Below are 24,740 nucleotides of genomic sequence, written 5' to 3'. Positions count from 1 at the left end.
ACCATGCGGGGTCATCGCGCGGGGGTGACCACGCGGCCGGCTGAACGGGGAAAGGGGTGAGCGCAGTGGGGACCTCCACGACCACCACGATCGGCGTGTCCATCGCGGTCCCGGAGCCGTACGGGCGCCTGCTCCAGGAGCGGCGCGCCGGTTTCGGCGATCCGGCGGCGTACGCGATCCCCACCCACGTCACGCTGCTGCCGCCCACCGAGGTCGACTGCGGCGCGCTTCCGGCGCTGCGCCGCCACCTCGCGCAGGTCGCCGCCGACGGCCGCCCCTTCCTGATGCGGCTGCACGGCACGGACACCTTCCGGCCGCTCTCCCCCGTGGTCTACGTCCGCCTCGCCGACGGCGGCGACGCCTGCGCCCAGCTCCAGGAGCAGGTCCGCTCGGGACCCGTCTCCCGCGAGCTCCAGTTCCCGTACCACCCGCACGTCACGGTCGCCCACGGCATCCCCGACCCCGCCATGGACCTGGCCCAGTCCGAGCTCGCCACCTTCTCCGCCGCCTGGACCGCGATCAGCTTCGCCCTCTACGAGCAGGGCGAGGACGGCGTCTGGCGCAAGATGCGCGAGTACCCCTTCGGCCGTGAGGGCCTCTCGGCCGTCCCGCACCAGCAGTCCGCCAAGGCCGCGACGCGGCTGTAACGGCGCTGCGGGGGCGGCCCGGCCGCGACTCCTGCCGCGCTTCGGCCGTGCTTCGGCCGTACTTCGACCGTAAGCCGGGCCCCGTCGGTCACATTCGGCCGCTTCCGTGCGACACATCAGCGCACCGCCCACCCACGGGCGGTGCGCTGATTCGTCAGGTCGGGCAGAAAGCCGGGAGTGATCATGGGTACGCGGACATCGGCCGTCGCGTTCACGGAAGCGGTGGCGGCGGAGCGGCTGGAGCGGGCGGCGGAGGCTCTCGTGCTGCACGGCTTCGACGCGGAGATCCTCGACGACGTGGCCGCCGCGCGGGTCCGGGTGGGCGAGCTGATCCCGCCGGGCGCGAGCGTGTTCACCGGGGCCAGCGAGACGCTGCGGCTGTCCGGGATCGAGGAGGACATCAACGGGAGCGGGCGGTACGAGGCGGTCAAGCCGCGCGTGCTGGCCATGGACCGGGCGAGCGAGGCGGACGCGATCCGGCGGGCGCTGGCCGGTCCGGACGTCAGCGTCGGGAGCGTCGCCGCCGTCACCGAGACGGGGTCGCTGGTGATCGCGTCGGGCAGCGGGAGCCAGTTGCCCGGGTACGCGGGCGGGGCGGGGCGCGCGATCTGGGTGGTGGGCGCGCAGAAGGTCGTGCCGGACCTGGAGACGGCACTGCGCCGGGTGGAGGAGCACTGCCTGCCGCTGGAGAGCGCCAGGACCATGGAGGTGCACGGCTGGCCGAGCACCGTGAACCGGCTCCTGGTCCTCAACGCGGAGTACGTGCCGGGGCGCGGCACCGTACTGCTGCTCCGCGAGCCCATCGGCTTCTGAGGCACCGCCCGTTGACGGCCGCTCCACGGCCGGTTGACGGCCGGTCCCCTGTCGGTCCACTGGCGCGCGGTATTGCCGACAACGTGTGTGCAAAAGGAGGTGGCGGCCGGGTTTAGGGTGAAGCGGAAACGCTTGGAGGCATGGCCAATTGGCGAATGTGAAGCAGGGCCGTTGCATTGTCGGATCGCGCGGGAGCGACCTCGCCAGGGCGCAAGTGCGTGAATATCTGGCGCCGTTGAGGGAGCGGTTTCCCGAGGTGACCTTCACGCACCGGGTGATCGTGGAGGGCGGCGACCGCGACCGGCGCTCACCGCTGGCCAACGTGTCGGCGGTGAGCGGCGGTTCGGCGTTCAGCACCGAGCAGGAGGCCGCGCTGGCACGCGGTGACGTGGATGTGGTCGTCCACTCCCTCAAGGACCTGCCGACGTCGAATCCGCCGGGCCTGACCCTGTTGCCGCCGCCGGGGCGGGAGGACGTGGCCGACGCGCTGTGCGGGGCGACGCTCGCCGGGCTGCCGGAGGGGGCCAGGGTCGGTACGGGGGCGGCCCGCCGGATCGGCCAGCTCCTCGCCGTACGGCCTGACGTGCGGATCGTGCCGATTCGCGGCAACGTACCGCCGCGCCTGGAGAAGCTGGCGACCGAGGGGCTGGACGCGGTCGTGCTGGCCCTGGCGGGCCTGCGCCGCCTCGGTCTCGACGGCGCTGTGAGCGAGGTGCTGCCGCTCGACCTCTTCCCGCCGAGTCCGGGCCAGGGCGCCCTCGGCATCCAGATCCGCGCGGACGACACCGCCGTACGCGACCTGCTCGCCTGCGCGGGTGACGCCTCCGTCGACGCGCGGGTCCGCGCCGAACGCGCCTTCCTCGCCGAATTGCACGGCGGGTGCAGCGTTCCGGTCGGGGGTTACGCCGAATTGGACCCGGCCGGAAATCTGCGGCTGTTCGGACAGGTCACGTCTCTCGACGGCAGGACGCAGATTTCCGCCACCGTCAGCGGTCCGGCGCAGCGGCCGGAAAGGCTCGGAAGGGAATTGGCCGCGGAACTCGTCGCGCGGGGCGCCCATTCCCTGCTCGACGCGGCGCGCCACCCCGGCGCGTGACCTGACCGGCGGCCGTGCCGCGCCTTACGCGCGGACCGCCGGGGACATCCGGCAGGAGACGCCGATCCGGTTCCAGGCGTTCATGGTGACGCACATGGCCAGGAGGCGGGGGAATTCGTCGGCGTCGAAGAGCCGGGCCGCCTCGTCGAAGACGGCGTCGGGGACGCCGTGGTCACCGAGGTGGGTGACGGCCTCGGCCAGGGCGAGGGCGGCGCGCTCACGGGCGGTGAAGAAGGGCGTCTCGCGCCAGACGGTGACGCCGTACAGCTTCTGCTCGGTGAGGCCGAGGGCGCGGGCGTCGGCGCTGTGCTTGTCGACGCAGTAGGCGCAGCCGTTGAGCTGGGAGACGCGGACGCGGACGAGTTCGCGGACGGCGGGGTCGAGGCCGCGGGCGGCGGCCTTGTCGAGGGCGGCCATGGCCGCGTAGAAGTCGGGGGCCTTGTCGTTGAGGTCGATCCGGCGCGCGGGCGCGGGAACGGTAGCGGTGTCGTCGGTCGTCGTCGTCATGCCTCCACCGTAGGAGGAAAGTGGCTCCATGCCGTGGTCCACTTGGAGCATGAACGACTGGGCCACTCGCGGTGAGCGCACCGCCGACTACGACCTGCTGCTCGACCTCCCCGCCGCGCGGGCCGCGGCGGGCGGCGGCGCGCGGGCCGGTCTTGAGCGGGCCCTGCGCGAGGCCGTGCGCGACGGCCGCCTCTCCCCCGGTACCCGCCTGCCGTCCAGCCGGGTGCTGGCCGGGGATCTGGGCCTCGCGCGCAACACGGTCGCGGACGCGTACGCGCAGCTCGTCGCCGAGGGGTGGCTGACCGCGCGGCAGGGCTCGGGCACGACGGTGGCACCGCGCCCGGCCGCGGTCCCCGGCCGGGCGGAGCGCGCCCCCGTGCGCCGTACGCCCGTCACCCCGGTCGAGCTGGTGCCGGACAACGCGACCGGCCTCCCGTACAGCCTGTGGCCCGGCTCGCCCGACCTGTCGTCCTTTCCGCGCGCCGCGTGGTCGGCGGCGGCGCGGCGGGCGCTGGCGGCGGCGCCGAACGAGGCGTTCGGGTACACCGACCCGCGCGGGCGGCCGGAGTTGCGGGCGGCGCTGAGCACGTATCTCGCGCGGGTGCGCGGGGTGCGGACCGACCCGGAGCACCTGATGATCTGCACGGGGTACGTGCAGGGCGTCGGTCTGCTGGCCCGCGCACTGTACGGCCGGGGCGCCCGCCGGATCGCCGTCGAGGCGCTGGGCTTCCCGGACACGCGAACGCTGCTGCGCACGGCGGGACTTGAGACGGCGCCGCTGGACGTGGACGGCGACGGGGCGCGGGTGGACCGCCTGGACGGCTCGGCGCAGGCGGTGCTGCTGACCCCCGCGCACCAGTTCCCGACCGGTGTGCCGCTCTCCCCCGGGCGCCGGACGGCCGTCACGGGGTGGGCGCGGAGCACCGGCGCGGTGATCCTGGAGGACGACTACGACGGGGAGTTCCGCTACGACCGGCAGCCCGTCGGCGCCCTCCAGGGCCTCGCGCCCGGACACGTCGTGTACGCGGGCACGGCCAGCAAGAGCCTCGCGCCTGGCCTGCGGCTGGCGTGGCTCGCGCTGCCGCCGCACCTGCTGGACGCGGTCGTGCGCGAGAAGCGGATGGCCGACCACCACTCGCCGGTGCTCGACCAGTTGGCCCTCGCCGAATTCATCGGATCGGGCGCGTACGACCGCCACGTACGCCGCATGCGCCTGCACTACCGCGCCCGCCGCGACCGCCTGGTGGCGGCCCTGGCCGAACACACCCCCCACGTCCGGGTCTCCGGCATCGCCGCGGGCCTGCACGCCGTACTCGAACTCCCCCCGGAGACCGGCCCGTTGCAAGCCCTCGTGGACCGCGCCCACGCCCTCGGCCTGGCCCTCAGCGGCCTCCCCGTCTACGGCGCCCCCACCGCCCACGCGCCCACTTCCCTCGTCATCGGCTACGCCACGCCCCCCGACCACGCCTTCTCCGGCGCCCTCTCCCGCCTGTGCGAGGTCCTGGCGCCCGGGTAAGTGGGCCGGCGGAGACGGGAGTCGGGGTCAGGCGGGGAGGGTGAGGAGGACCTCGTCGATGTCCTCACCGCGGGCGTTCGCGAAGCCGCGGTCGGTGCCGGTGGGGTGGAAGCCGCATTTGCGCAGGACGCGGATCGAGCCGGGGTTGTCGGCGGCGGCGCGGGCGTGCAGGGGGCGTTCGGGGGCGACGGCGAGGAGTTGGCGGAGGGCGGCGGTGGCGGCGCCGCGGCCCCAGAACTCGCGGCCGATCCAGTACGTGACCTCGCGCTCCTCGGGCGGGCCGTAGACGGCGGCGTGGCCGACGACCGTACCGTCGGAGGCGGCGACGACCGTGCGGTTGACGACGCCGGGGGTGGCGCGGACGCGGGCCCAGTGGGCGTGGAAGCGGGCGCTGTCCGACGGGTCCTCGGCGGTGAACGCGGCCATCCGTACCGCCTCGGGGTCCTGCATCTGAACGAAGAAGACGGGCAGGTCCGAGTCGCGTACCTCGCGCAGGATGACGTCCATGGGGCAAACGTAAGGGGCCCCGCACCAGGGCGGGACCCCTTACCGGCGGAAAAGAGGCGGGACTCAGATGAGGCCCAGCTCGCGCACGGCGGCGCGCTCCTCTTCCAGCTCCTTCACGGACGCGTCGATGCGCGCGCGGGAGAACTCGTTGATCTCCAGGCCCTGGACGATCTCGAAGGCGCCGTTCTTCGTGGTGACCGGGAAGGACGAGATGAGACCGGCCGGGACGCCGTAGGAGCCGTCGGAGACGATGCCCATGGAGGTCCAGTTGCCCTCCGCGGTGCCGTTGACCCAGGTGTGGACGTGGTCGAGGGCGGCCGACGCGGCGGAGGCGGCGGAGGACGCGCCGCGCGCCTCGATGATCGCGGCGCCGCGCTTGGCGACGGTCGGGATGAAGGTGTCGGCCAGCCACTGCTCGTCGTTGACGACCTCGGCGGCGTTCTTGCCCGCGACCTCGGCGTGGAAAATGTCGGGGTACTGGGTCGCCGAGTGGTTGCCCCAGATGGTGAGCCGCTTGATCTCCGAGACCGGCACGCCGGTCTTCTTCGCGAGCTGCGCGACCGCGCGGTTGTGGTCCAGGCGGGTCATCGCGGTGAACCGCTCGGCCGGTACGTCGGGGGCGGCGGACTGCGCGATGAGCGCGTTGGTGTTCGCCGGGTTGCCGACGACCAGGACCTTGATGTCGTCGGCCGCGTGGTCGTTGATGGCCTTGCCCTGCGGCTTGAAGATGCCGCCGTTGGCCTCCAGCAGGTCGCCGCGCTCCATGCCCTTGGTGCGGGGGCGGGCGCCGACCAGCAGCGCGACGTTCGCGCCGTCGAAGGCCACGTTCGGGTCGTCGGTGATGTCGATGCCCTGGAGGAGCGGGAAGGCGGCGTCGTCCAGCTCCATCGCGGTCCCCTCCGCGGCCTTCAGGCCCTGGGGGATCTCCAGCAGACGGAGCCTCACCGGCACGTCCGCGCCGAGCAGGTGGCCCGAGGCGATGCGGAAGAGGAGGGCGTAGCCGATCTGGCCTGCCGCTCCGGTGACGGTGACGTTGACGGGGGTGCGAGTCATTGCCTTCTCCTGGCCTTTTCCTGCGGGTACCTGGCATTGCCGCCCCGGCAGTGGCCCGAGCGGCCCCGGAACGTGACTCTCTCGTCGTCAAGAGAGCCGTCTGTCAGGCTATCGCGCGGCGGCGCCGCCGGTGACGCGAGGGCGTGTGGCCCCGGTCACCGGGAAGGCCGCCAGGTGACGTTCCCGTGCCGCGCGAGGCCCGCGTCCGCGGGTCCGCGCGGTGCGCCGCGGGTCCGCGCGGTGCGCCGCGGGTCCGCGCGTCTCAGCCCTGGCCGCCCAGGCAGAGGTTGACGACGAGCAGGCCGAGGCACAGGCCGCCGCGGCCGGTGGCGGTCGCGCTCGGGGACGCGGGACCGGTGGGCGTATCCGTAGGAGAAACGGTTCCTCCGGAGGCGGGCGCCGAAGGGGACCCGGAATCGGTCGGTACGGTGCCGGGAGCGCCGCCGCCCGGCGCGCTGCCGGGGCCCGCGCCGTGGGTGGCCGTGGCACCGGGTGTTCCCGGCGGACCGGCGGACGGGGAGCCGTCGCCCGTCATCACCGTCACCGAGGGCTCGGCCGTGGGGGCGGTTCTTCCCGGCGCGCCGCCCGTGCCGGGCGACGTACGGGGCGCCGCGCCCTTCGCTCCCGGCGTCAGCGGCGCGCCCGCCCGGTCGGTCGCCGTCGGCGCCGCCTCGGGCGCCGGGGCACGCCCGGTGCTCGGGCCCGCCGCGAGCAGCACCGTCACCGCCGCGCCGATCGCCAGCACCCCCGCCGTACCGAACAGCAGCGCCCTGCGGCGGCGGTTGCCCGGCAGGCCCTCCTCCGCGCCCAGCGGGTCCAGCGGATCGGGATGCGGTACGGGTTTGCCCCGGCCCCTGTCGCCGGTGCCGGTCGCGGCCTTCTCCGCCAGCTTCCACAGCGCGCCGACCCGGTCGTAGTCCGCGCCGCTCGCCTGCGCCAGCACCTCCACCGCGTCCAGCGGCGGCAGTTGCCTGCCGTTGAGGTACTTCTCCCACGACTCCGCGGACTGCGCCGTGCGCGCCGCCAGCGCCGGGACCGTCAGGCCGCCGCGGTCCTTCATCCGGCGTAACTGCACGGCCAGCCGCCGCACATCCACCGGAATCCGCTCCGCCAACGGCTCCCACTGCCCCATCGTGCCCCCTATCTCAACGAGTCCCCCGCCGGGGGCAACGCTAGAACGGGTGTCCCCTTGTCGGGTGGACTTTCCGGACAGCGTCCCCGAACTCGTCCGGACCTGCTATTGCCGGGTGCCGGGCCCCGGCCGCCTCCGAGGCCAGCTCTTCGTCCGCGCCACCGCTGTCGCGGCCCAGCGCCCGCCCCGGGGGATGCGCCCCGTCAGGGGCGCGGGGAACTGCGCGAGCAACCCACCACCGGCCGGTGACCGGGAAACAACCGGGGTGCGCCGACGGGGGCCGGTGGTGACCTAAGCGGAGCGCCCACGCGGCGGCAGCCGCAGATCAGACACAGCCCCGCGCCCCTCAAAAGACCGGCCCGCCGCCCAGGCAAAAGGGCCCCGCCCCGCCAGGGGCGCGGGGAACTGCGCGAGCAACCCACCACCGGCCGGTGGCCGGGAAACAACCGGGCTGCCCCGCCGGGACCGGTGGCGACCTGCGCGAAGCGCCCACGCGGCGGCGCCACCAAAGAACCTGGCCCCGCGTCAGCCCACCGTTCCGGGCTACCGCACCGAGAAGTGGATGATGTCCTCCAGGAACGGAATCCTGATCAGCGGATCCGGCTGCGCCATCAGCGCCAGCAGCACGATCGCGAGACCGAACAGCCCGTACGTGATCACATCAGTGAACCGGCTGCGGACCGCGAGCATGCCGACCGCCGTCACGCCCCAGCGCAGCGCGGCGCCGACCAGCAGCGACGCCCCGATCACGATCGTGCCCGCGCGGAAGGCGCCGGCCGCCGTGACGATCAGCCCGATGGCCGCGCCGCAGATGACCAGCAGGATCGGCCACTGCCGGGCGGGCGCGGGGGCGTCCTTGCCCGCCGCCCGGCCGCCGCCCTCGGGACGCGCGGTGGTCCTGCCGGGCCCGGCCTCGTGCCTGCCGTGCTCCCCGGTGATTCCGGCCGCCTGTCCGAGGGAGTGCCCAGAGGAGTGCCCGGAGGACGAGGGCGCGGGCACCGACGCCGGGCCCGAGCCGTTCTCACGGCCCTCCCCCGGCGTCCGGCCGGTCCCCGGCCCCCCGGCGCCGAAGTCCGCGGCCCCTGCCGCGGGACCCGGATCAGCCGACATCGCCCGCGGCCCGCTCGGACGCCTCCACCACGTTCTGGAGGAGCAGCGCCCGCGTCATCGGGCCGACGCCACCGGGGTTCGGCGAGATCCAGGCGGCCACCTCGGCCACGCCCGGATGCACGTCGCCGACGATCTTGCCGTTCTCGTCGCGGCTCACGCCGACGTCCAGGACGGCCGCGCCCGGCTTCACGTCCTCCGGCTTGATGATGTGCGGCACACCGGCGGCGGCCACGACGATGTCGGCCTGTCGCAGATGCGCGGAGAGGTCACGAGTGCCGGTGTGGCACAAGGTGACCGTCGCGTTCTCCGACTTACGGGTCAGCAGCAGGCCGATCGAGCGGCCCACGGTGATGCCGCGGCCGACCACGACCACGTCGGCGCCGTTGATCTCCACGCCGTGGCGGCGCAGCAGCTCCACGATGCCGTTGGGGGTGCAGGGCAGCGGCCCGGTCTCGTTGAGCACGAGTCGGCCGAGGCTCATCGGGTGCAGCCCGTCCGCGTCCTTGGCCGGGTCCATCAGCTCCAGCACCCGGTTGGTGTCGATGCCCTTGGGGAGCGGGAGCTGCACGATGTAGCCGGTGCAGGCCGGGTCCGCGTTCAGCTCGCGGACGACCGCCTCGATCTCCTCCTGCGTGGCGGTGTCCGGGAGTTCACGCTGGATGGAGCCGATGCCCACCTGCGCGCAGTCGCGGTGCTTGCCCGCGACGTACCACTTGCTGCCCGGGTCGTCGCCGACCAGCAGCGTGCCGAGGCCGGGGGTGATCCCGCGGGCCTTCAGCGCCTTGACGCGTTCGGCGAGTTCGGACTTGATCGCGGCGGCGGTGGCCTTGCCATCGAGAATCTGGGCGGTCATGCCCGCCATTCTCGCGGATCGGACCCGCGCCGGACCAATCCGCCCCCGGCGCGAACCCCGCCTGGGTGCCACCTGAGCGCCGCCTGTGCCGTGCCCGGCCCCCGCCGACGCCCGCCGACGCCCGGACGGGTGCCTCGACCGGTGCCCCGGCCGCCGCCCCGGACCGCCGCACCGTGGAGGCACCGTCCCGACCTCGGTCCGACACCTCTGGTCCCTTGCGCGCCGGGGCACGGGGGCCCCACGATGTGGCCTCGTCCCCCGATTGGGCCAGTACGACGGATATACGACGGATGCGGTCCGGCCGCCGCCGTCCCGACCGGCCCTGTCGTCCCAGCCGCGCGCGTAAGGAAGCAGCACGTGAGCCAACCCCCCGGCCCTCCCGGCCCCGGAAACCCGTACGGCGGACCGTCCCAGCCCCCGCAGCAGCCGCCCTACACGCAGAACCCGTACGGCCAGGGCGTCCCGCAGCAGCCGGGCCCGTACCAGCAGCAGCCCGGCGGCTACCCCGGATACCCGCAGCAACAGCAGCCCGGCGGCTACGGCTACCCCGGCGGCGGCTACCCGGGCCAGGCGCCGTACGGCTACCCGCAGGGGAACCTGCCGCCCGGCATGCCCCCGCTGGCCGGTTGGGGCGCCCGGCTCGGTGCCACGCTGCTCGACGCGCTGATGTTCAACCTCGTACCGGGCGGCCTGGTCATCGCGGGCTACACCCAGATGTCCGTCAAGCTCGCCGACCGCTGGCAGGACTGCGACGACGCGGGCATCCCCCGCGACGCGTGCCCCAACCCGCACGTCTCAGGCGGTTCCGTCGCGCTGATCCTCATCGGCGGCCTGCTCAGCCTCGTCGCCATGCTCTTCCTCTGCTACCGCGAGGGCAGCACCGGGCAGACCCCCGGCAAGAAGATCGTCGGCATCCGCCTCCTGCGCGAACACGACGGCTCCACCCTCGGCTTCGGCCTCGCCTTCGGCCGCCGCCTGCTCCACGTCCTGGACGGCCTGCCGTGCTACCTCGGGTTCCTCTGGCCGCTGTGGGACGCGAAGAAGCAGACCTTCGCCGACAAGATGGTCCACACCGTGGTCATCAAGGACCAGTCCTGACCGACCCCGCGGGGCCGCGTGCGCGGGGCCGCGAGCGGTGTAGATGACGAACGGGTCATCGGCCGACCCGCGGGGCCGCGTGCGCGGGGAACCGCGCGGCCGACCCCACCGGCCGGTGGTCCGAAGACCACCGGTCCGCCCCGCCGGGGCCGGTGGTGACGTGCGAGCACGTCACCACCGGGCGCGCGGTCCCCGCGCCCTGTGAAGGATCGGCCTACCGCCAGGGTCCTAGTGGAAGAAGTGCCGCGTCCCCGTCAGGTACATCGTGACTCCCGCCTTGGCCGCCGCCTCGATGACGGCTTCGTCGCGGATGGACCCTCCCGGCTGGACGACGGCGGCGACCCCGGCGGCGGTGAGGACCTCGAGCCCGTCGGGGAACGGGAAGAAGGCGTCGGAGGCGGCGTAGGAGCCGGCGGCGCGCTCGGCCCCGGCGCGCTCGACGGCGAGCCTGGCGGAGTCGACCCGGTTGACCTGCCCCATGCCGACGCCGACCGTGGCGCCGCCCTTCGCGAGAAGAATGGCGTTGGACTTGACGGCGCGGCAGGCGCGCCAGGCGAAGGCCAGTTCGGCGAGCTGGGCCGCCGTCAGCGCGTCCCCGGTGGCGAGGGTCCAGGTCTCGGGGTCGTCGCCCTCGGCCTGGAAGCGGTCCTTGGCCTGGACGAGGAGGCCGCCCTCGATGGGCTTGTACTCGGTGACGGTCTCGGGCCCGTCGGCGCAGCGCAGGACGCGGATGTTCTTCTTGCGCGCGAGGATCTCGACGGCGCCGTCCTCGTACCCGGGAGCGACGATCACCTCGGTGAAGATCTCGGCGACCTGCTCGGCCATGGCCACCGACACGGGCCGGTTGACGGCGATGACGCCGCCGTACGCGGAGACCGGGTCGCAGGCGTGCGCCTTGCGGTGGGCGTCGGCGACGTCCGTGCCGACCGCGATCCCGCACGGGTTGGCGTGCTTGATGATCGCGACGCAGACGCCCTCGTGGTCGTACGCGGCACGGCGGGCGGCGTCGGTGTCGACGTAGTTGTTGTACGACATCTCCTTGCCGTGCAACTGCTCCGCCCCGGCCAGCCCCTTTCCGCTGCCGTCGCTGTAGAGCGCGGCGCCCTGGTGCGGGTTCTCGCCGTAGCGCAGCGTCTGCTGGAGGTCGTACGTCTGCCCGCTGAACTCGGGGAACTCCTCGTTGGACGCGTAGCCGTCCAGGAACCAGGAGGCGACGGCCACGTCGTACGCGGCGGTGTGCTGGAACGCCTCGGCGGCGAGCCGCTTGCGGGCGGCGAGGTCGAAGCCGCCGTCGCGGACGGCGGCCAGGACGTCGGCGTACCGGTTCGGGCTGACGACGACGGCGACCGACGGGTGGTTCTTGGCGGCGGCGCGGACCATCGAGGGGCCGCCGATGTCGATCTGCTCGACGCACTCGTCGGGGCTCGCGCCCGAGGCGACGGTCTCCTTGAACGGGTAGAGGTTGACGACGACCAGCTCGAACGGCTGGACGCCGAGTTCGGCGAGCTGCCGCTGGTGGTCGGGCAGGCGCAGATCGGCGAGGATGCCCGCGTGGACGCGCGGGTGCAGCGTCTTGACCCGGCCGTCCAGGCACTCGGGGAAGCCGGTCAGCTCCTCGACCTTGGTGACGGGGACGCCCGCGGCGGCGATCTTCGCGGCGGTCGACCCGGTCGACACCAGTTCCACCCCCGCCTCGTGCAGACCGCGGGCCAGGTCTTCGAGACCCGTCTTGTCGTAGACACTGATCAGCGCGCGACGGATGGGCTTATTCACCGACATGAACCTTTCGTCCCTCAATGCGGTAGCCGTGGCGCGCCAGGCGCCCCACGGTCTCGACGAGCAGTCGTCGCTCGACTTCCTTGATGCGCTCGTGGAGCGCGTCCTCCGTGTCGTCCGGCCGGACCTCGACCACGCCCTGGGCGATGACCGGGCCGGTGTCGACGCCGTCGTCGACGAAGTGGACGGTGCACCCGGTCACCTTGGCGCCGTACGCGAGCGCGTCGCGTACGCCGTGGGCGCCGGGGAAACTCGGCAGCAGCGCGGGGTGGGTGTTGATGATCCGGCCGCCGAACCTGGCCAGGAACTCCTTGCCGACGATCTTCATGAAGCCCGCGGAGACGACGAGGTCGGGCGCGTACCGCGCCGTGGCCTCGGCGAGCGCGAGGTCCCAGGCGGCGCGGTCCTCGTGGTCCTTGACGCGGACGACGAAGGTGGGCAGGCCCGCGCGGACGGCGCGGTCCAGGCCCGCGATGCCGTCGCGGTCGGCGCCGACGGCGACCACACGGGCCCCGGCCCCGTACGAGGGATCGGCCTCGATGGCGTCGAGCAGCGCCTGGAGATTGGTCCCCGAACCGGAGACCAGGACGACGAGACGGGCGGGGGTGGAGGCGTGTGCGGGCGCGGCCACTGGCGGTGCTCTCTCGTTTAGAGGATCGTACGAGTCGGAGGCCGATCGGATGACGGGGAACCCTACGAGGCCGCCGACCGTCAGCAACGATACCGGCACTCCCGGCGGCCCCCACGGGACGGGGGAGCGCGCGGACGGTAGCGTCTGCCGGGAGAGCGGCACTTCGCGCGCCCCGCACGCGGGCGTAAGTGACGCATCTGACAGGGATGGCACATCGTCGTACGGTCGTTGCAAGACGTCAGTACACGTCGGTACAAGCCGAAGAAGGAGTCGAGCCCAAGGGGATGGCGCATCACATCATGAGCAGCGGCCGTATTCGTCTCGCGCTGCGCGCGCCCGAGGGCGATCAGCAGGACAATCCCTTCGCGCCGCCGCCGGAGGGCGCGCCCGACCGTCCATGGCAGCCGCGACAGCAGCCCTCGGACGGTTCGTCGAAGGAGGGCTCGTCGGAGGGCTCGTCGGAGGGCTCGTCGGAGGGTTCGTCGGAAGGCGGCTCCGGGGACAAGCCGGAGGGTCCGCCCCCGCCACCGCACGGCGCGCCCACCGCGTGGGGCCACGGGTGGAGCAATCAGCAGCCCCAGGGCGGACGCCCTGACCCGTTCGGACGCAGGCCGGAGCAGGGCGGCGGTCCCACCGGGCCCGCGGGCAGCGGCCCGCGCTTCGACCCCACCGACCCCGCACAGCGGCGGTCGCGCTATTCGCTGGTCTGCGGCGGCTGGGGACTGATCTTCGCCCTCCTGGGCTGGACCCCGGTCGGGCTCCTGCTCGGCGCGCTCGCCCTCTACTGGGGGATCTCCGCGCTCCGCATGAGCCCGCAGGACCGGGCCAAGGCCCGCGCCGAGGCGGCCTCCGCCCTGGCCGACGCCACCCAGACGCCCCGGCCCGCCCCGCCCGCGCCCGGGCCCGACGCCCAGCGCTCCTTCGTCACCGCGGCCTGGAGCGGCATCATCACCAGTGCCGTGACGCTCGCGCTGGTCGTCACCACGTACTCCTTGCAGTACGCCTACCGCGATTACTTCACCTGCAAGAGCGACGCCCTCACCACGCCCGCGTCGCACTCCTGCCAGAATCTCCTCCCCAGCCCCCTCCGCGACTTCCCCGGCCTCCGCTGACCCCCTCCGGGGGGCGGCGCGTGACCCCCGGTCCCGTATCCGCCGAGCGTCCGCACGGTGGGGGCTGGTCGCGCAGTTCCCCGCGCCCCTACGGGGCTCGACCTCTTCTGCCGGGCGCAGACGAAGGGCCTGCTTTTCAGGGGCGCGGGGAACTGCGCGGCGAGCCCCCACCGGGGGCGCGGGGGAGAACCGGCCCCGGCGGGGCAGACGCTGTGGGTTCTCGGGCTGAAAGCCCGGCGGGGGCCTACTCGGGCCCGGGGTCCGGCTCGGGCCGGGGGACGACGGGGTCGGGGGCGGCGATCGGAGCAGGCGGCAGCGTCGGCATGGGAGGAACGGCCGGAGGAGGCGGCTCCGCAGGAAGAGGCGGTGGAACCGCAGGTACCGGGACCTCGGCGGACGCCGAAACGGCGCGGGTCGGCCGCAAGGCGGCGACACGGCGCCGCACCGCGGGGCCGCACCGCCCCCAGAGCCCGCGCGCGGCGCGCGCGGTGGCGGCAGGCCAGCCGAGGGGCCGCAGGGCCCGGACCCAACCGGCCCAGGTCCGGGGACGGAAGACCGCGGCCCCGTCCCGGTGCCAGCGCAGCGCCACGGCCCCGGGCGCACCGAGCAGCAGCGTCCAGGCGAGCGCGGCGAGGCCGGCGGCCCACCAGGAGGGGCCGAAGGCGGCGAGGGTGACGGTGCCGAGGGGCCCGCCCGACACGGCGGCGAGCAGCGCGAAGGCGACCCCGGTGACGAGGGCCGCCACCGAGGCCACCGAGGCCGTACGCCGCAGGCTCCACGCGTCGGCGGCGCGCCCCACGGACCGGGCGACAAGAACCCCCGCGCAAACGGGCACGACGAGGGTGGCCCACCCGACGAACCCCCCGCTCCCCTCGTCCGGCAACGCGGCGAGCAGCGGAAATCCGGGCAGCGTCGGATAGCCGGAGGCCCCGGCGGGAGCGACCGCGCTGCCGACGCCGACGGCGAACCCCGGCCCGAGCGCGTACGAGGCCCCCCAGACGGCGAGGTTGGGGACGAGCGCGACCGCGACGAGCAGGACGGCGAGCTGTCCGGCCGGCGGCGCGCTGAGCTGCGCGAAGGTCCGCCCGGCGGCCCCGGCGTGCCACGCAAGGGCGGCGGCGCCGATGAGCGCGCCGCCGCCGATGACGACGCCCACCGCCGTCCCGGCGCCCCGCAGCGCGACGACGGCCTCCCGGCCGTACGGCCCGACCCGCGCGAGTGACGGCCGCCCGCACCCCGACCACGCCCCGGCGGCGGTCACGGCGGTCGCGAAGAGCGGCACGTAGAGCAGCGCGGCGAGGACGTCGATGTGGAAGGACCCGCCCGCGGCGTACGCGACGGCGCCGGACGCGGCGGCCAGGTATCCGCCGAGCAGCCAGCCCGCGGTGGCGGCCACCGTACGGACGTCGGCCGCGGGCCGCGGGCCGTCCTCGCCCCCGGCCGCCGTGCGGACCGCGGAGGCCGCGGCGCGGAAGAGCAGCCAGCCCGGCAGGGCGGTGAGCAGCAGCGGGGTCACACCGATGGGCGCGGCGGCGCCGGAGAGCGTCTCCGTACGGACCAGGTCGGCGCCCTGGGCCAGCAGCCACAGGGCGGCGCCGACGTGCAGGGCGCCGCCGAGGCCGCTGTCGGGGAAGGGCGAGGCGATCCAGAGCAGGAGGACGACGGCGCCGAGGACGCCGAGGCCGAGCCCGGCGGCGACCGCTCCCCCGGCGAACGCGGTGGCGCGTGCCGCCGCGACCCGCCGGGCAGCGGCCTCGGCGGACAGTGCCGCGATGCGATCGGTCGTATGGGTCACGGCGACCCATGGTGCCAACAACACCCGTTTCGCCCCAGCAGCGGGCGAAAGGTCGTCGTGTCGCACATGATGGGCGCTATGTGTCCTTTTTTCACACTGTCACATGTACGGGTATCCGTACGAGCACGGGTACGGCGTGACGGCTCGGGGTCGCCGCGGTGAGCGCCCGCAGGCGCACCGGCGGGACACAGTCACCGCCCAAGCCCGTACCGGCCAAGCAGAAGCCGACGTCGCGGCAGCGGCAGAAACCGCCGTCGTCCGGCGCGCCCGCACCTGCCGCGGACCCGGCTCCGTCCCAGAACCCCACGGGTCCCGCGCCCAAGAGCCCGGCGCCCGAGGGGCCGGCCGCGAAGAGCCCGCCGTCCAAGAGCCCCGCGGCGAAGACCCCTCCGCCCACGGCTCCGGCGCGCAAAAGGCCCCCGCGCTCCCCCGCGCCCACCCGTGAGCCGGTCGGTCTGGGCCGCGTGGCGGTCGTCGCCGTGCCCGTCGTGGCACAGGCCCCGCCGGTGCTGCCCGGCCCGAGCCCCGAGGCCGCCTTCGACGCGCTGTACGCGCACTGCGCGGACCCGCTCGTACGCCAGGTCCTGGTCCTGACCGGCAGTCCGCGGCTCGCCGACGACGCCGTGGCCCGCGCCTTCGACCAGGCGTGGCAGCGGTGGCCGGAGGTGGCGCGGGACGCCGATCCGGTCGGCTGGCTGCGCGCGAACGCCTACGCGTTCGCCCTCGCGCCCTGGCAGCGCTGGGTCCCGGCCCACCGCCGCGAACCCGCCGCCCCGGCCGCCCCCGCCCCCTTGGCGGCGGCCCTGCTGCGGCTGCCGCCCGAGCACCGCCGCGCCCTGCTCCTCTACGACGGCCTCGGCCTCGATCTGCCCGGCACCGCCGCCGAGACCGAGTCCAGTACGCCCATCACCGCGGCACGCATCACCCACGCGCGGGCCGCCCTGACCACGGCGCTGCCGGAACTCTCCGAGGACGGCCAGCCCCTGTCCGTGGAACTCGGCGCGCTGCTCGCCGACGAGCAGGACGACGCCGCGCCCGCGCGTACCCGGAAACCGGCCGCCGTACGGGACGCGAGCGAGCGCGGTGTACGGCGGCGTACGGTCGCGGCCTTCGCCCTGACCGCCCTGATCGTGACGGCCACCGTCGTGACCATGGCGGTCGCGCCCGACCACAGCGAGCCGGTGCCGCCCCGGCACGCCCGCGAGGCGGGCCAGAACCGCGCCGATACCCCCGGCGCCCCGGGCCACGCCCCCTCCGACGACCCGGCGCGCGCGGCAACGGACGCACGCACCGACGTACCCCCGCGCGTCCCGCCCCGCGTCCCCCCGGCCGCACACCGCAACCCCCGCCCCGGCCTACGGGACGTGCACGGGGCGCGACTCCGCCCGGACACCGGCAAACCGCCGCTGCCCTGAGGACTTGGCCGCGGGCGCGGTCCCGGCGGGGACGGCAGCGGCGAACCGCCGCTGGGCCGAGCTCCGTCCGCGCGACGCGGAAACGGCGCGGGTCCGGCCCCTTCCGAGGAAGGGAACCGGACCCGCGCCGGGTTGCGTGCCGAACCGACCGCGGGTCAGCCGGCCAGGATCGACCGCGCGAGGCGCGCCGTCTCGGACGGCGTCTTGCCGACCTTGACGCCCGCGGCCTCCAGGGCCTCCTTCTTGGCCTGCGCCGTGCCGGAGGAGCCGGAGACGATGGCGCCCGCGTGGCCCATCGTCTTGCCCTCGGGCGCGGTGAAACCGGCGACGTAGCCGACGACCGGCTTCGTCACGTTCTTCTCGATGAAGGCCGCGGCCCGCTCCTCGGCGTCGCCGCCGATCTCGCCGATCATGACGATCAGGTCGGTGTCGGGGTCGGCCTCGAACGCGGCGAGCGCGTCGATGTGCGTGGTGCCGATGATCGGGTCACCGCCGATGCCGACGGCGGACGAGAAGCCGATGTCGCGCAGCTCGTACATCATCTGGTACGTCAGGGTGCCGGACTTGGAGACCAGGCCGATGCGGCCGGGCTTGGTGATGTCGCCCGGAATGATGCCCGCGTTGGACTGGCCGGGGGTGATCAGGCCGGGGCAGTTCGGGCCGATGATCCGGGTCTTGTTGCCCTTGGCCTGGGCGAGCGCCCAGAACGCGGCGGAGTCGTGCACCGCGACGCCCTCGGTGATCACCACGGCGAGCGGGATCTCGGCCTCGATGGCCTCGACCACGGCGTCCTTGGTGAACTTCTCCGGGACGAAGATGACCGTCACGTCCGCGCCGGTGGCCTCGATGGCCTCCTTGACGGAGCCGAAGACCGGGACCTCGCCCTGGTCGAAGGAGACGGTGGTGCCCGCCTTGCGCGGGTTGACGCCGCCGACGATGTTCGTGCCATCGGCGAGCATGAGCGTGGTGTGCTTCATGCCGGTGGCGCCGGTCATGCCCTGGACGATGACCTTGCTGTCCTTGGTCAGGAAGATAGCCATGGTTGTCGGTGTCCTCGTCCCTTACTTCGCAGCCAGCTCGGCGGCCTTGTCGGCCGCTCCGTCCATGGTGTCCACGCGCTGTACCAGCGGGTGGTTCGCGTCGGACAGGATCTTGCGACCCAGCTCCGCGTTGTTGCCGTCCAGGCGTACGACCAGCGGCTTCGTGACGTTCTCACCCTTGGACTTGAGCAGCTCCAGGGCCTGCACGATGCCGTTGGCGACCTCGTCGCAGGCGGTGATGCCGCCGAAGACGTTGACGAAGACGGACTTGACGTCCGGGTCGCCGAGGATGATCTCCAGGCCGTTGGCCATCACCTCGGCGGACGCGCCGCCGCCGATGTCCAGGAAGTTGGCGGGCTTCACGCCGCCGTGCGCCTCACCGGCGTAGGCGACGACGTCGAGGGTGCTCATGACGAGCCCCGCGCCGTTGCCGATGATGCCGACCTCGCCTTCCAGCTTCACGTAGTTGAGGCCCTTGGCCTTGGCCTTCGCCTCCAGCGGGTTGGCGGCGGCCTTGTCCTCGAGCGCCTCGTGCTCCGGCTGCCGGAACGCGGCGTTCTCGTCGAGCGAGACCTTGCCGTCGAGCGCGACGATCTTGCCCTCGCCGGTCTTGACCAGCGGGTTGACCTCGACCAGCAGGGCGTCTTCCTTGACGAAGACGGTCCAGAGCTGCTGGAGGACGGAGGCGACCTGGTCGGCGATGTCGGCCGGGAACTTCGCGGCGGCGACGATCTCGGCGGCCTTCTCCGGGGTCACACCCTCCAGGGCGTCGACCGGGACCTTGGCCAGCGCGTCCGGGTTCTCCTCGGCGACGACCTCGATCTCGACACCGCCCTCGACGGAGGCCATGGCGAGGAAGGTGCGGTTGGTGCGGTCCAGCAGGAAGGAGACGTAGTACTCCTCCTTGATGTCCGCGGTCTCGGCGAGCATCACCTTGTGGACCGTGTGGCCCTTGATGTCCATGCCCAGGATCGCGTCGGCCTTGGCCACCGCGTCGGCCGGGTCGGCGGCCAGCTTCACGCCACCGGCCTTGCCGCGACCGCCCACCTTGACCTGAGCCTTGACGACCGCACGGCCGCCCAGTCGCTCCGCCACCTCGCGCGCCGCCTCAGGCGTGTCGATGACTTCACCGGCCAGCACCGGTACACCGTGCTTGGCGAAGAGGTCCCTCGCCTGGTACTCGAACAGGTCCACGCGCGTCCGTCTCCCTTTTCCCTGGTTTCCAGGGTTCCTGGTTTCCCTGGAATTCAGCATTTCGCAAGCTGCTGCCGCCTGATGTGTGCGGCGCTGCGTGCGTTTCTGCCTGATCTGCCTGGGCGTGCCGCTACGGGCAGGGCGACTGCACTGTCACAAGGGAAGCGCACACGGTGACCGAGTACGCGGCATGTCCGTCTCGCAGGTTATCGCCGAGGGCGGTGACGGGCTAAATCGCAGATCACATGTGGGCGGTGAGAACGGTCACAGATCACCGTCCGGGTCCGTTCCCGATCGCCGTTCACGCCTCCGGTATCGGAATCGGGCGTTTCTCGATCGCCGCTGCCATCACATCGGGAAAGAGGTCGGGGGTGCAGGCGAACGCGGGAGCGCCGAGGGCGGCGAGCGCGGCGGCGTGGTCGTGGTCGTAGGCGGGCGCGCCCTCGTCGGACAGCGCGAGCAGCGCCACGAACTGGACGCCGGCCGCCTTCATGGCCGCCACCCGCTTCAGCATCTCGTCGCGGATACCGCCCTCGTAGAGATCGCTGATCAGTACGACGACGGTTTCGGCCGGACGGGTGATCAGGCCCTGGCAGTACGCGAGCGCCCGGTTGATGTCGGTGCCGCCGCCGAGCTGGGTGCCGAACAGCACGTCCACCGGGTCGTCCAGCTCGTCGGTGAGGTCGACCACGGCGGTGTCGAAGACGACGAGCTTGGTGGCGATCGAGCGCATCGAGGCCAGGACTGCGCCGAAGACGGACGCGTAGACGACGGAGGCGGCCATCGAACCCGACTGGTCGATGCAGAGGACGACGTCCTTCTTCACCGCCTGGTCGGCGCGGCCGTAACCGATCAGCCGCTCGGGTACGACGGTGCCGTGCTCGGGCAGGTAGTTCTTGAGGTTGGCGCGGATCGTGCGGTTCCAGTCGATGTCCCGGTGCCGGGGGCGGCTGACCCGCGCCGAGCGGTCGAGCGCGCCGGTGAGGGTGGCGCGGGTCCGGGTGGCGAGCCGCTTCTCCAGGTCGTCCACGACCTTGCGGACGACCATCCGCGCCGTCTCCTTGGTGGTGTCGGGCATCGCCTTGTTCAGCGACAGCAGCGTGCCGACCAGGTGCACGTCGGCCTCCACGGCCTCCAGCATCTCCGGCTCCAGCAGCAGCGCCGACAGCCCGAGCCGGTCGATCGCGTCCCGCTGCATCACCTGGACGACGGAGCTGGGGAAGTACGTACGGATGTCGCCGAGCCAGCGGGCCACTTGCGGCGCGGAGCCGCCGAGGCCCGCCGAACGGTCGGCCCCGCGCCCCGAGGCGCTGCCCGTGCCGCCGTACAGCGCGCCGAGGGTACGGTCCATCGCCGCGTCCCTGCCGGTCAGTTCGCACCCGGTGCCGTCGGCGCCCCCGCCGCCGAGCACGAGCCGCCAGCGGCGCAGCCGCTCATCGGTGTCAGTCATCTGCCTGGTCCCCCTCGTTGGTCAGCCTGGCGGCGAGATCGGTCGTGGTGGTCGTGCCCAGCAGCAGCCGGACGGTGTGCAGGACGGCGTCGGCGCGGGCCGCGTCGAGGCCGGTGCCGAAGCCGGGCAGGCCCGGGTCCGACGCGGTGGCCGGGCGGCGCGCCGCCGAGGGGCCGCGCCGCACCAACTCCCCCACGCTGCGCCGCACTCCGGTCTCGAAGTCCGCGAAGGTCCGCCGCAGCAGGGGCAGCACGTCGTTGAACGCCGTCGCCGGTACGGCCGCCAGCCAGCCGTCGACCAGCGCCAGCAGCCGCTCGTCGTGCACCAGCAGCATCCCGCCGCCGGACAGGAACCCCTCGATCCACGCGGCCCCCTCCGCGGGCCCCGTCCCCGGCGACAGCGCCAGCCCCATCAGCCGCGCCGCGTCCTCCGCCTCGATCCGCCCGTCGTCCATGAGCAGCCGCGTCGCGGCCCCCCGCAGCAGCCCGGGTATCGCCCCGTCCCGCTCGGCCAACCCCCGCAGCGTCCCCGCCCACCGCTCCCGAAGGTCCCCCCCAGGAGCATCCCCCCGCCCCCGCGCGCTGGCCCCGGAGACCAGCGCGGTGCCGGAGGCGGGTGCGGTGCCGGGTGCGGGTGCGGTGCCGGGCGCGGGTGCGGTGCCGGGCGCGGGTGCGGTGCCGGAGGCGGGCTCGGAGGCGGGTGCGGGTGCGTCCGTCTGCGCTGGGCCAACCGCCGGTCCTGGGCCGACCGCAGGGTGCGGGGTCGGGGAGGGGAGGAGGCCGATCGCGCGGTGGACCTCGTCCATGTGGGTGCGCAGCGCCGCCGCGCCGTCGGCGTCGAGGCCGACGCAGGCCGGGGGGAAGCCGACGCAGATACGGGAGGCCAGGCCCTCCGCGACCTCGCCGAGGGCGGCGGAGTCGGTGCCGCGGACGTCGCCGTAGCGGACGGCACGGACCAGCGCGGGCAGCGCGGCGGCGAGGTGGGAGACGTCGGCGTCGAGCGCGGCGCGGTCGGCGAGGACGCGCATCACGACGGGGAGCGCGTCGGACAGCCCGGCGAGCAGGCACTGTTCGGCGACCGAGGTGACGGCGGCGAGCGCGTCGCTGTGCACGGCGGCGTCCTCGGCCTTGGCCGTGGCGGCCGACCCCACGGTGGTGCCCCAGATCCCGGCCTCGGCGATCCGTACCGCCAGCTCCGGCTCCCAGCGCAGCCGCCACGTCTCACGGAAGGTGCCCTTGCCGTGCCGGGCGACGGCCGGTTCGCCCCAGCCGATGCCGAGCATCGTCAGCCGGTGCAGCAGGCGGCTGCGGCCCGCGTCCGTCTCCTTGCGCAGGTCCAGCTCCAGCTCCTTCTCCAGCGCCTCGGGCTTGAGCCGGAGCCTGCGCTGCTCGCGGGCGAGGTCACGGGCGAGCGGCACCGCGGGCGCGTCCGGCGGGACTTCGCCGAGCACGTCGCCGACGACCAGCCGGTCCTGGATCAGGGCGAGCGGCACGTCGGAGCCGTCGCACATCACCGCGCGGACCGCGTCGGTGGTCTCGCCGAGACCGGCCAGCGGGCGGCCCCGCATCGCGGCGAGCGTGTCGGCCAGCCGTACCGCCTCGATGACGTGGGCCGAGGAGACCGGCAGGTCCTCCTCCCTGAGCAGCCCCGCCACCTTCGTCATCCAGCGGGTCACCGGGCGGTCCCGCGCGGTGAACAGGTGCCGGTACCAGCCCGGCGAGTCGATGCCCGCGCCGTAGCCGCTGGCCCTGGCCAGCCGCCGGTGGGTCCACGGCACCCAGGTCGTCTCGACCTTCGCCTTGGGCAGGCCCTTGAGGAGCTGCCGGTCGGCGGTGGCCGTCGTCCGCTCGGTGAGGGCGGGCACGTGCCAGGCGCCGCAGACCACCGCCGTCCGCTCGTACGCCTTGCGCGCCTCGCGGACCCGCAGCCGCATGTGGGCCTCGCGCAGCGGGTCCTGGGCGTGGCCGCCGTCGCCGTAGGTCTCGCGGATCGCCGCCATGGCCTCGGCGAGCGCCGCGAAGGGGACGAGCGGGTCGCCGTCGCCGTCCGCCGTGCCGCCGCGGTGCTCGACCGCGTCCTCCCACCAGCGCTCCGGGTCGTCGTACCCGGCTGCCCTGGCGAGGACGGCCAGCGGGTCGATCCGCGCGGCAGCCGCCGCCCCGCCGTCGTCCCTATCCCCTCCGGCCGCCTCCTCCTCGGCGGGCTGCTGCCCTTCCTCTCCTTCTCGCACCGGCCCCCGTACCGGCCCTTCCGGGTCCGGGCCGCCGGACGCGGCCTCCTCTTCCTCCGCGGCGGCGCGCAGCGCGAGGGTGTGCGCGGCCGGGAGGTCGATGAAGCGGACGTCGGCGCCCGCCTGCGCGGCCCACCGGATCGCCACCCACTCGGGCGAGAATTCGGCGAAGGGCCAGAACCCGGCCCGCGCCGGGTCGTCCACCACGTGCGCCAGCAGCGCGACGGGCGGGCGCATCGCGGGGTCGGCGGCCAGCGCGAGCAGCGCGTCGGCCTCCGGCGGCCCCTCGATGAGCACGGCCTGCGGCCGGTACGCGTCGAGCGCGGCCCGCACCGCCCGCGCGGACCCGGGCCCGTGGTGCCGTACTCCGAGCAGTACGAGGTCGTCGCCGTAGTGGCCGCCCGCACCGCCGCGGACGACGGCGGCGGGCACCGCCCCGGCCCGGAGTCCTTCCGCCGTGCGGTCCCCCGGCCCGCTTCCGGCCGCCGTCGCACCGTCCTCCGCGCGACCGGGCACCGCCGTACCGTCAGCCGTCCGCGTGCCGCCCGCCGCGCGGTCACCCGTCGTCGTGCCGCCGGTGGCGGCGTCCATGACCGTCATGCCGACACCTCGCGGCAGGCGCGGTAGAAGTCCTTCCAGCCGTCCCGCTCGCGGACGACCGTCTCCAGATACTCGTGCCAGATCAGCCGGTCGGCGGCCGGGTCGCGGACGACGGCGCCGAGGATGCCCGCGGCGACGTCACCGGCCCGCAGCACGCCGTCCCCGAAGTGGGCCGCGAGCGCGAGGCCGTTGGTGACCACGGAGATCGCCTCGGCCGTGGAGAGCGTGCCCGAGGGGGACTTGAGCTTGGTGCGGCCGTCCTCGGTGACGCCGCCGCGCAGTTCGCGGAAGACGGTGACGACCCGGCGGATCTCGGTGGCGCCCTCCGGGGCGGCCGGGAGGTCGAGGCCGCGGCCGAGCTGGTCGACCCGGCGGGAGACGATGTCGATCTCGTCCTCGGCGGAGGCGGGCAGCGGCAGCACGACCGTGTTGAAGCGGCGGCGCAGCGCGCTGGAGAGGTCGTTGACCCCGCGGTCGCGGTCGTTGGCGGTCGCGATGAGGTTGAAGCCGCGTACGGCCTGTGTCTCGGCGCCCAACTCCGGTATCGGCAGGGTCTTCTCGGACAGGATCGTGATCAGCGAGTCCTGGACGTCCGCCGGGATGCGGGTCAGCTCCTCGACCCGCGCGAGCCGGCCCTCGGCCATCGCCCGCATGACGGGGCTGGGCACCAGCGCGTCCCTGCTGGGGCCGTTGGTGAGGAGCTGCGCGTAGTTCCACCCGTAGCGGATGGCCTCCTCGGGGGTGCCCGCGGTGCCCTGCACCAGCAGTGTCGAGTCGCCGCTGATCGCGGCGGCGAGGTGTTCCGACACCCAGGTCTTCGCGGTGCCCGGCACGCCGAGCAGCAGCAGCGCCCGGTCGGTGGCGAGCGTGGTCACGGCCACCTCGACGATCCGCCGCGGGCCCACGTACTTCGGTGTGACGACCGTGCCGTCGGGCAGTGTCCCGCCGAGCAGGTAGGTGGCCACGGCCCAGGGCGAGAGATTCCACCGGGCGGGGCGCGGCCGGTCGTCCGCCGCGGCGAGCGCCTTGAGCTCGTCCGCGAACGCGTCCTCCGCGTGCGGCCTCAGGGCCTGCTCGGCGCCGGTGCCGCTGTCGGTCTCGGCACCCGTCGTACCGGTCATGGCTCTCCCCCACTCATCCGTCGGACCCGCGTGGTCCGAGCTGT

21 protein-coding genes are annotated in these 24,740 nt (G+C 74.2%); 7 read left to right on the top strand and 14 right to left on the bottom strand.

Translation table 11 applies throughout. The annotated features are described in order from the left end of the window. Positions 1 to 65: 65 nt before the first annotated feature. The 3 genes from ACIP4Z_RS18965 to hemC all read left to right on the top strand — a co-directional run bounded on the left by ACIP4Z_RS18965 (position 66) and on the right by hemC (position 2,556). Positions 66 to 647 carry a 2'-5' RNA ligase family protein gene (locus ACIP4Z_RS18965; protein ID WP_355336854.1) on the top strand — a complete coding sequence of 194 codons (582 nt, stop codon included), beginning with the start codon at positions 66 to 68 and terminating at the stop codon, positions 645 to 647. 183 nt (positions 648 to 830) lie between these two features. Then, the gene (locus tag ACIP4Z_RS18960) at positions 831 to 1,460 is read left to right on the top strand and encodes an LUD domain-containing protein (protein WP_401309378.1); all 630 of its coding nucleotides are present in this window, start codon (positions 831 to 833) and stop codon (positions 1,458 to 1,460) included. 157 nt (positions 1,461 to 1,617) lie between these two features. Further along, positions 1,618 to 2,556 carry a hydroxymethylbilane synthase gene (gene hemC, locus ACIP4Z_RS18955; protein WP_401309518.1) on the top strand — a complete coding sequence of 313 codons (939 nt, stop codon included), beginning with the start codon at positions 1,618 to 1,620 and terminating at the stop codon, positions 2,554 to 2,556. Between the two features lie 24 nt (positions 2,557 to 2,580). On the opposite strand, the gene ACIP4Z_RS18950 is transcribed toward hemC, so the two are convergent. Further along, on the bottom strand, positions 2,581 to 3,063 hold the full coding sequence (locus ACIP4Z_RS18950) for a carboxymuconolactone decarboxylase family protein (protein ID WP_391050481.1): 483 nt from the start codon (positions 3,061 to 3,063) through the stop codon (positions 2,581 to 2,583). 28 nt (positions 3,064 to 3,091) lie between these two features. Between ACIP4Z_RS18950 and ACIP4Z_RS18945 the strand changes: the two genes are divergently transcribed. Continuing rightward, positions 3,092 to 4,579, top strand: coding sequence for a PLP-dependent aminotransferase family protein (locus ACIP4Z_RS18945; RefSeq protein ID WP_401309375.1), 1,488 nt, complete (start codon positions 3,092 to 3,094; stop codon positions 4,577 to 4,579). A gap of 27 nt (positions 4,580 to 4,606) precedes the next feature. On the opposite strand, the gene ACIP4Z_RS18940 is transcribed toward ACIP4Z_RS18945, so the two are convergent. The 5 genes from ACIP4Z_RS18940 to ACIP4Z_RS18920 form a co-directional block, all read right to left on the bottom strand. Further along, on the bottom strand, positions 4,607 to 5,086 hold the full coding sequence (locus ACIP4Z_RS18940) for a GNAT family N-acetyltransferase (protein WP_391050479.1): 480 nt from the start codon (positions 5,084 to 5,086) through the stop codon (positions 4,607 to 4,609). A 63-nt stretch (positions 5,087 to 5,149) separates the two neighbouring features. Beyond that, on the bottom strand, positions 5,150 to 6,139 hold the full coding sequence (locus ACIP4Z_RS18935) for a malate dehydrogenase (RefSeq protein ID WP_355336849.1): 990 nt from the start codon (positions 6,137 to 6,139) through the stop codon (positions 5,150 to 5,152). A gap of 262 nt (positions 6,140 to 6,401) precedes the next feature. Beyond that, a complete protein-coding gene (locus ACIP4Z_RS18930) occupies positions 6,402 to 7,271 on the bottom strand; it encodes a helix-turn-helix domain-containing protein (RefSeq protein WP_401309371.1) in 870 nt (289 codons plus the stop codon). Between the two features lie 543 nt (positions 7,272 to 7,814). Next, positions 7,815 to 8,381 (bottom strand): DUF3017 domain-containing protein, encoded by a 567-nt coding sequence (locus ACIP4Z_RS18925; protein ID WP_401309368.1) that lies wholly within the window; start codon positions 8,379 to 8,381, stop codon positions 7,815 to 7,817. Next, positions 8,371 to 9,234 (bottom strand): bifunctional methylenetetrahydrofolate dehydrogenase/methenyltetrahydrofolate cyclohydrolase, encoded by an 864-nt coding sequence (locus ACIP4Z_RS18920; RefSeq protein WP_188283507.1) that lies wholly within the window; start codon positions 9,232 to 9,234, stop codon positions 8,371 to 8,373. Before ACIP4Z_RS18920 ends, ACIP4Z_RS18925 begins: the two co-directional genes overlap by 11 nt. Before the next feature lie 357 nt (positions 9,235 to 9,591). On the opposite strand from ACIP4Z_RS18920, the gene ACIP4Z_RS18915 reads away from it, so the two are divergent. Beyond that, positions 9,592 to 10,332 carry an RDD family protein gene (locus ACIP4Z_RS18915; RefSeq protein ID WP_401309364.1) on the top strand — a complete coding sequence of 247 codons (741 nt, stop codon included), beginning with the start codon at positions 9,592 to 9,594 and terminating at the stop codon, positions 10,330 to 10,332. Between the two features lie 228 nt (positions 10,333 to 10,560). Here ACIP4Z_RS18915 and purH read toward each other — a convergent pair whose 3' ends face one another. Beyond that, on the bottom strand, positions 10,561 to 12,111 hold the full coding sequence (purH, locus tag ACIP4Z_RS18910; protein ID WP_401309361.1) for a bifunctional phosphoribosylaminoimidazolecarboxamide formyltransferase/IMP cyclohydrolase: 1,551 nt from the start codon (positions 12,109 to 12,111) through the stop codon (positions 10,561 to 10,563). Continuing rightward, positions 12,098 to 12,739: a phosphoribosylglycinamide formyltransferase gene (purN, locus tag ACIP4Z_RS18905; protein WP_355336844.1), complete on the bottom strand. Its 642-nt coding sequence runs from the start codon at positions 12,737 to 12,739 to the stop codon at positions 12,098 to 12,100. The genes purH and purN overlap by 14 nt, the downstream gene beginning before the upstream one ends. Positions 12,740 to 13,023: 284 nt before the next feature. On the opposite strand from purN, the gene ACIP4Z_RS18900 reads away from it, so the two are divergent. Then, the gene (locus tag ACIP4Z_RS18900) at positions 13,024 to 13,851 is read left to right on the top strand and encodes a hypothetical protein (protein ID WP_401309358.1); all 828 of its coding nucleotides are present in this window, start codon (positions 13,024 to 13,026) and stop codon (positions 13,849 to 13,851) included. Positions 13,852 to 14,095: 244 nt separating this feature from the next. Here ACIP4Z_RS18900 and ACIP4Z_RS18895 read toward each other — a convergent pair whose 3' ends face one another. Beyond that, positions 14,096 to 15,646, bottom strand: a complete 1,551-nt coding sequence (locus ACIP4Z_RS18895) for a DUF6350 family protein (protein ID WP_401309355.1) — start codon at positions 15,644 to 15,646, stop codon at positions 14,096 to 14,098. Between the two features lie 158 nt (positions 15,647 to 15,804). Here ACIP4Z_RS18895 and ACIP4Z_RS18890 point away from each other — a divergent pair, with 158 nt between their 5' ends. Further along, positions 15,805 to 17,061, top strand: a complete 1,257-nt coding sequence (locus ACIP4Z_RS18890) for a hypothetical protein (protein ID WP_401309353.1) — start codon at positions 15,805 to 15,807, stop codon at positions 17,059 to 17,061. Positions 17,062 to 17,216: 155 nt separating this feature from the next. On the opposite strand, the gene sucD is transcribed toward ACIP4Z_RS18890, so the two are convergent. The 5 genes from sucD to ACIP4Z_RS18865 all read right to left on the bottom strand — a co-directional run bounded on the left by sucD (position 17,217) and on the right by ACIP4Z_RS18865 (position 24,696). Next, positions 17,217 to 18,101, bottom strand: a complete 885-nt coding sequence (gene sucD / locus ACIP4Z_RS18885) for a succinate--CoA ligase subunit alpha (RefSeq protein ID WP_355336840.1) — start codon at positions 18,099 to 18,101, stop codon at positions 17,217 to 17,219. A 21-nt stretch (positions 18,102 to 18,122) separates the two neighbouring features. After that, positions 18,123 to 19,295: an ADP-forming succinate--CoA ligase subunit beta gene (gene sucC, locus ACIP4Z_RS18880; RefSeq protein ID WP_355336839.1), complete on the bottom strand. Its 1,173-nt coding sequence runs from the start codon at positions 19,293 to 19,295 to the stop codon at positions 18,123 to 18,125. A 301-nt stretch (positions 19,296 to 19,596) separates the two neighbouring features. Continuing rightward, positions 19,597 to 20,745, bottom strand: a complete 1,149-nt coding sequence (locus tag ACIP4Z_RS18875) for a VWA domain-containing protein (protein WP_355336838.1) — start codon at positions 20,743 to 20,745, stop codon at positions 19,597 to 19,599. After that, positions 20,738 to 23,575: a DUF5682 family protein gene (locus ACIP4Z_RS18870; protein ID WP_401309348.1), complete on the bottom strand. Its 2,838-nt coding sequence runs from the start codon at positions 23,573 to 23,575 to the stop codon at positions 20,738 to 20,740. Before ACIP4Z_RS18870 ends, ACIP4Z_RS18875 begins: the two co-directional genes overlap by 8 nt. Beyond that, the gene (locus tag ACIP4Z_RS18865; protein ID WP_355336836.1) at positions 23,572 to 24,696 is read right to left on the bottom strand and encodes an AAA family ATPase; all 1,125 of its coding nucleotides are present in this window, start codon (positions 24,694 to 24,696) and stop codon (positions 23,572 to 23,574) included. The genes ACIP4Z_RS18870 and ACIP4Z_RS18865 overlap by 4 nt, the downstream gene beginning before the upstream one ends. Between the last annotated feature and the right edge of the window lie 44 nt (positions 24,697 to 24,740).

The organism is Streptomyces sp. NPDC088910, from assembly GCF_044749865.1.
Classification (GTDB): domain Bacteria; phylum Actinomycetota; class Actinomycetes; order Streptomycetales; family Streptomycetaceae; genus Actinacidiphila.
Note: the sequence above shows the minus strand (reverse complement) of the source record. Positions and strands in the feature narration are given on the sequence as shown.

Coding starts and splice junctions, on each gene's coding strand:
- ACIP4Z_RS18960 (WP_401309378.1), top strand. CDS start 831: ATGGGTACGCGGACATCGGCCGTCGCGTTCACGGAAGCGGTGGCGGCG.
- ACIP4Z_RS18950 (WP_391050481.1), bottom strand. CDS start 3,063: ATGACGACGACGACCGACGACACCGCTACCGTTCCCGCGCCCGCGCGC.
- ACIP4Z_RS18945 (WP_401309375.1), top strand. CDS start 3,092: ATGCCGTGGTCCACTTGGAGCATGAACGACTGGGCCACTCGCGGTGAG.
- ACIP4Z_RS18940 (WP_391050479.1), bottom strand. CDS start 5,086: ATGGACGTCATCCTGCGCGAGGTACGCGACTCGGACCTGCCCGTCTTC.
- ACIP4Z_RS18935 (WP_355336849.1), bottom strand. CDS start 6,139: ATGACTCGCACCCCCGTCAACGTCACCGTCACCGGAGCGGCAGGCCAG.
- ACIP4Z_RS18930 (WP_401309371.1), bottom strand. CDS start 7,271: ATGGGGCAGTGGGAGCCGTTGGCGGAGCGGATTCCGGTGGATGTGCGG.
- ACIP4Z_RS18925 (WP_401309368.1), bottom strand. CDS start 8,381: ATGTCGGCTGATCCGGGTCCCGCGGCAGGGGCCGCGGACTTCGGCGCC.
- ACIP4Z_RS18920 (WP_188283507.1), bottom strand. CDS start 9,234: ATGACCGCCCAGATTCTCGATGGCAAGGCCACCGCCGCCGCGATCAAG.
- purH (WP_401309361.1), bottom strand. CDS start 12,111: ATGTCGGTGAATAAGCCCATCCGTCGCGCGCTGATCAGTGTCTACGAC.
- ACIP4Z_RS18900 (WP_401309358.1), top strand. CDS start 13,024: ATGGCGCATCACATCATGAGCAGCGGCCGTATTCGTCTCGCGCTGCGC.
- sucD (WP_355336840.1), bottom strand. CDS start 18,101: ATGGCTATCTTCCTGACCAAGGACAGCAAGGTCATCGTCCAGGGCATG.
- ACIP4Z_RS18875 (WP_355336838.1), bottom strand. CDS start 20,745: ATGACTGACACCGATGAGCGGCTGCGCCGCTGGCGGCTCGTGCTCGGC.
- ACIP4Z_RS18870 (WP_401309348.1), bottom strand. CDS start 23,575: ATGACGGTCATGGACGCCGCCACCGGCGGCACGACGACGGGTGACCGC.
- ACIP4Z_RS18865 (WP_355336836.1), bottom strand. CDS start 24,696: ATGACCGGTACGACGGGTGCCGAGACCGACAGCGGCACCGGCGCCGAG.